The organism is Acidimicrobiales bacterium (assembly GCA_036273495.1).
In the GTDB taxonomy this organism is placed as follows: domain Bacteria; phylum Actinomycetota; class Acidimicrobiia; order Acidimicrobiales; family JAJPHE01; genus DASSEU01.
This window is the reverse complement of record DASUHN010000062.1, coordinates 1-4,912: the sequence shown is the minus strand read 5'-3', so window position 1 is coordinate 4,912 and position 4,912 is coordinate 1. Positions and strand designations below refer to the sequence as shown.

Annotated in this window: 4 protein-coding genes; 3 read left to right on the top strand and 1 reads right to left on the bottom strand. The window is 73.8% G+C overall.

The window, feature by feature from the left end; translation table 11 throughout:
* Positions 1-2,265 (top strand): BTAD domain-containing putative transcriptional regulator (locus VFW24_02460; protein ID HEX5265609.1); only part of this gene is annotated, 2,265 nt, incomplete at its 5' end.
* 21 nt (positions 2,266-2,286) lie between these two features.
* Here VFW24_02460 and VFW24_02455 read toward each other — a convergent pair.
* Positions 2,287-2,685, bottom strand: coding sequence for a DUF4280 domain-containing protein (locus tag VFW24_02455; protein HEX5265608.1), 399 nt, complete (start codon positions 2,683-2,685; stop codon positions 2,287-2,289).
* Positions 2,686-2,938: 253 nt separating this feature from the next.
* Here VFW24_02455 and VFW24_02450 point away from each other — a divergent pair, with 253 nt between their 5' ends.
* Positions 2,939-3,565 carry a LuxR C-terminal-related transcriptional regulator gene (locus tag VFW24_02450; protein ID HEX5265607.1) on the top strand — a complete coding sequence of 209 codons (627 nt, stop codon included), beginning with the start codon at positions 2,939-2,941 and terminating at the stop codon, positions 3,563-3,565.
* A 7-nt stretch (positions 3,566-3,572) separates the two neighbouring features.
* On the top strand, positions 3,573-4,796 hold the full coding sequence (locus tag VFW24_02445; protein HEX5265606.1) for a discoidin domain-containing protein: 1,224 nt from the start codon (positions 3,573-3,575) through the stop codon (positions 4,794-4,796).
* The last annotated feature ends 116 nt before the right edge of the window (positions 4,797-4,912 follow it).

Below are 4,912 nucleotides of genomic sequence, written 5' to 3'. Positions count from 1 at the left end.
CTGCGCGACGTCTACGGGGAACCGCTCGGGCCCGAGGACGTGGCCCGGCTGGCGCGCCGCACCCATGGCTGGGCGGCGTGTCTGCAGCTGTTCCATCTGGCCACCCGGGGCAAGGCGGTGGCCGAGAGGCGGGCCGTGCTCGAGACCCTGCACCACCGGTCCCGCCTGGTACGCGAGTTCCTCACCCGCAACGTGCTCGACGAGCTCCCCGATCCGTTGCGCGACTTCCTGGTGCGGACCAGCGTGCTCCAGCGCCCGACGGGCCCGCTGTGCGACGCCCTGCTCGGCCAACAGGGGAGCATGACGGTGCTGGCCGAGCTGGAGCGGCGCCAGCTGTTCACGGTCCGCCTCGACGGCCAGGTGGTGTACCGGTACCACCAGGTTCTGCGGTCCTACTGCCTGGCCGAGCTGGTCGAGCGGGAAGGCGAGGCGCGGGTGGCGGGGCTGTTCCGGCGCGCCGGCCAGCTGATGGAGGGGGCAGGGGACGCCGAGGGCGCCTTCGAGGCGTACGTGGCGGCGGGGGACCGCTCCGACGCCCTGCGCCTGCTCGACCAGCAGGGGGACGCCCTGGTGCCTTCGGCCCGCGGGCTCCTCGAGGTCCTTCCCGGGCCCTGGGTCGAGGCGGATCCGTGGCTCGGGCTGGCCCGGGCGCGCCAGCTCGTTGCCGGGGGACAGCTCGACGCGGCGGCCGCCGTGTACGCGGGCACGGGTGAGAGCGCGCCACCGGCCGCGGCGGCGCTGCTCGACCGGGAGCGGCGGGCCGTCAGCCTGTGGCTCTCCGCCGACTCCCCCCGACCCGCCGATCTGGGTGACTGGCCGGGCCTGCTGCGCGGCGCGGTGCAGCGGGATCCCCTGGACGCGGCCGAGCAGCTCTCCGCCGTCGCCGGGCCCGCCGCCCGGCTGGCCGAGGCCCTGGCCCTGGCGCTGGCCGGTCACCTCCCGGCGGCGCGCCTGGCGCTGGCCGGGGCGGCGGGAGCGCCGGACGGGTCGGTGTGGGTCGGGGCCGTCAGCCACCTGCTCTCGGCGGTGGACCGCCTCCTCTCCTCCTCTCCCTCGGCCGCTCCGATGATCCTGGTGGTCGACGGTCTGGATGCCCCGGCCATCGTGCGGCTGGCCCAGGCGGCGGCTGCCAGCCTCAGCGATCCCGACGGGGACCGGGCCGACGCCCTGGTCCACCAGCTGGCGGGCGTGGCCCGGCGGGAGGGGGACCTCTGGGGGAAGGCCCTGCTCGCGACCCTCGGCGCCGTCGGGCTCTGGCGGCGGGGCCATCCCTCGGCCCCGGCGCGACTGCGGGCCGCCGGTGCGGCCTTCGCCGAGCTGGGCGCCGCCGTACCCGAGGCGTGGCTCCTGGGACTGGCCGCCCTGGCCCCGGGGGCGGACCGCGACGACCTGACCGCGGCCCTGGCCGCGGCGCGGGGCGCCGGGGTTCCGGCTCTGGTCGGGATGCTGGAGACCCGGCTCTCGGCCCTGCTGGGCGCGCCGCCGTGCCCCCCCGCGGCACCCGCGGCGTCCCGGCCCGACCCCGAAGGCATCCGGGTGACGGTCAGGTGCTTCGGATCGTTCGAGCTGACCCAGGACGGCTACGAGGTCGATCTGACCGGTCTGCGCCCGCGCACCCGGGCGCTCCTGCACCTGCTGGCGGCCCACGGGGGCCGGGCCGTGCACCGCGACCAGCTGTGCGAGGCCCTGTGGCCTCACGCCGACGCCGGATCGGCCCTCCGCAACGTGCAGGTGGCGGTCTCCTCGCTCCGCCAGGCCGTGCCGGTGGCCCTGGGCCGCGACGTCCCGGTGGTGCGCCGGGAGGGGGAGCGCTACGCCCTCGACCTCGGCGAGGAGGCGGTATTCGACGTGGCCGCATTCGAGTCGGCCCTGGCCCGGGCCCGGGGCGAGATGGCCCGGGGCCAGCAGTCGGCGGCTCTCGAGGCCCTCGACGAGGCCCTGGCGCGCCAGCGCGAGCCCCTCCTCGCCGCCGACGGGTCGGTGGGATGGGTCGTCGAGCGCCGGGACCGGCTGGTCGAGGACGCCGTGTGGGCGGCCATCGAGCTCAGCCGGCGCCTGCTCGACCAGGGAATGGCCGCCGCCGCGGCCGAGGCGTGTCAGCACGGCCTGCGCCTCGATCCCTATCGGGACGAGCTGTGGCGCCGGCTGGTCAGCGCCGCCGACCGCGCCGGGGACCAGGCCGAGGCGGCGCGGTACCGCCGGCGCTACCACCAGGTGCTGTGCGAGCTCGGCGTGGCCGACGCGAGCGTGGCGCTGCCGGTCTGAGGGCCGATCCGCCCCGGCAGGTCACAGGTCCGACGTCAGAACGTTGAACTGGCCCGGCTCGCCGATGGTGATGAGCCCGCCCCACGCGCACTCGCACATGCACGTCTCGGTGAGGGCAGGCATGTCGTCGATCAGAACCTGCGCCGAGCCCGGGAACCACGGGGCGACCGTCATCGGGATGCACGGCATCGGGGTGAGCACGCCGAGGGCGGCGGCGGTGGCGGCGGCCACCTCCGGGTTGGCCAACGACATGCACATGCCGAACGGGGGGATGTTCTCGAGCGGGACGAAGTCCATGATCGTCGCCGCCGGTAGACCGTTGACCAGCACCGGGCTGCCCTCCGGGATGACCACCAGGATGCTCGGGATCATCCCGAACGTGCATTGCATCTCCGCCCCCATGCACACCTGCAGGCTCACGCGGCCGATGGTAGGGCCGGGGTGCACCAGGGGACAGGGGCGGTGCGCAGCTTTGTCCGGCCACCCGCGTCGGTCTGTACTGGAGGGCAGCCGCCTGCCCGGACGGGCAGCGATTGGACACATGCCGCGAAATTTCTGCGCTCTTTCTTGGGCGTTGAGCCCCCGTTGAACGGTGGTGAAGAACGGTTTGCGACGCTGAACCCAGCCCGGCCGTGCCGGCCAACGCCCAGCAGACAGGAGCGCTGCGGAGAACATGACCTCGCGAATCCCCACCTACGTCTTCGCCACCGACCCCATCACCGCCGCCGGCATCAGCAGCCAGCTGCGCCAGAGTCCCGAGATCCTCGTGGTCGACGCCGAGGACCTCGACAACGCCCAGGTGGCGCTGATCGTGGTGGAGGACATCGACCAGGACTCGACACGCGTGATCCGCGCCATCCAGCGCAACGGCGTGCCCCGGGTCGTGGTCGTGGCCACCCGCACCGAGGACGCTGGTCTCCTGGCGGCCATCGAGGTCGGGGTCAGCGGGATCCTGCGCAGGGCCGATGCCACCCCGCCCCGGCTGGTGGCGGCCGTGCGCGCCGCCGCCGAGGGGGACGGCACCCTTCCGCCCGACCTGCTCGGGCGCCTGCTCGAGCAGGTGGGCCGGCTGCAGCGCCGGGTGCTCGCCCCCCGGGGCATCATGCTCAACGGGTTCACCGAGCGCGAGGTGTCGGTGCTGCGCCTGCTGGCGGACGGCTCCGACACCGCCGAGATCGCCAAGACCCTCTGCTACTCCGAGCGGACGGTGAAGAACGTGATCCACGACGTCACGTCCCGCCACCAGCTCCGCAACCGCTCGCACGCCGTGGCGTACGCGGTGCGCCAGGGCGTCATCTGAGCCGTCGGTGCTCGAGGACGCGGTAGCTCCGCCCGAGAGTTCGGCGCACCCGGCCGATCCGGCCTATCTGGTCTGCACCCGCTGCGGGCTGGGCAATCCGCCGGGGGAGCGGTTCTGCCGGTCGTGCTCGGCCTTCCTCGAATGGTCGGGGAAGGCCGTCGAGGCCCGGGCTCCCGTGGAGGTGCCGGTCCCTGAGGAGGTGATCGACCTCGGGCCGACCCGCCTGCGCGACAAGGCATGGAACTGGGCCTTCTTCGGCGACGAGCCCACCGCCGTGCTCCCGCCGCCGCCGGCTCCCGGTGCCGACGAGATCGACTGGAGCCGGACAGGGGCCACGACACCGGCCGACGCCGCCGGGGAGGCCGAGGCGCCGGGAGTGGTGCGGCCCGACGAGACGCCGGCCGTGGCCGGCCCCGTCATCGGGGTGCGGGGCCTCTTCGCCGATTCGGACGAGGCCGACGTCGGCTGCCGGACGTGTGGCACCGGCAACCAGACCGGGCGCTACTTCTGCCGCCGCTGCGGCACCGCCCTCGACGTCCCGCCCCCGCCGCCCCGTCTGTCGCGCTGGGAGCGCCGGCGCCTGGAGCGCCTCTCCAAGCGGGAGTCGCGCCAGCAGCTGGAGCTCGGAGGCCGGCCCAAGGTCAAGCGTCAGGCCGTCGGCGGCATCGCCGGGGGCTGGATCACGTCGTTGGTGGCCAAGATCTTCCTCGGCATCGGCATCGCCTTCGCCGGCCTGTCGATGGCCGGGCCCTTTGCCCAGCCGATCCGGAACACGGTCTCCGGCTGGTACCACGACGTGCGGCGGACGATCGCCCCCGAGTACGTGCCGATCAACCCGGTGGGAGCCACAGCGTCGAGCGCCGTATCCAGCCATCCGGCGCTGGCGGCCATCGACGGCCAGACCAACACGTACTGGGCGGCGGCGGGCCAGCCGGTGGGTGAGGCTCTCACCATCTCCTTCGGCAGCAGGGTGGACGTCGACCAGGTCGGCTTCCTGATCGGCATCCAGGGCGCCAACTACCTCAATCAGCCCCGGCCCCAGCTCCTGCATCTCACCTTCGACGACGGGTCGACCGCTGACCTGTCGCTCGTGGACTCGAGCAGCTTCCAGACCTTCAAGGTCCACGCCCGCCACACCAGCCAGGTCCAGATCGTCGTCGAGTCTGTCTTCCAGTCGGCGGTCGGCCAGAACGTGGCGATGACCGAGGTCGAGTTCAGGTCCAAGAAGTGACCGCCGGAATCCTGACCCAGCCGGACACGATCGCGGAACGGGGATCGATTTGATCAACGACGTTGACGAGGCGCTGCGCAACCTGATCAAGGAGGACGCCCTGTCGGGCACGGACG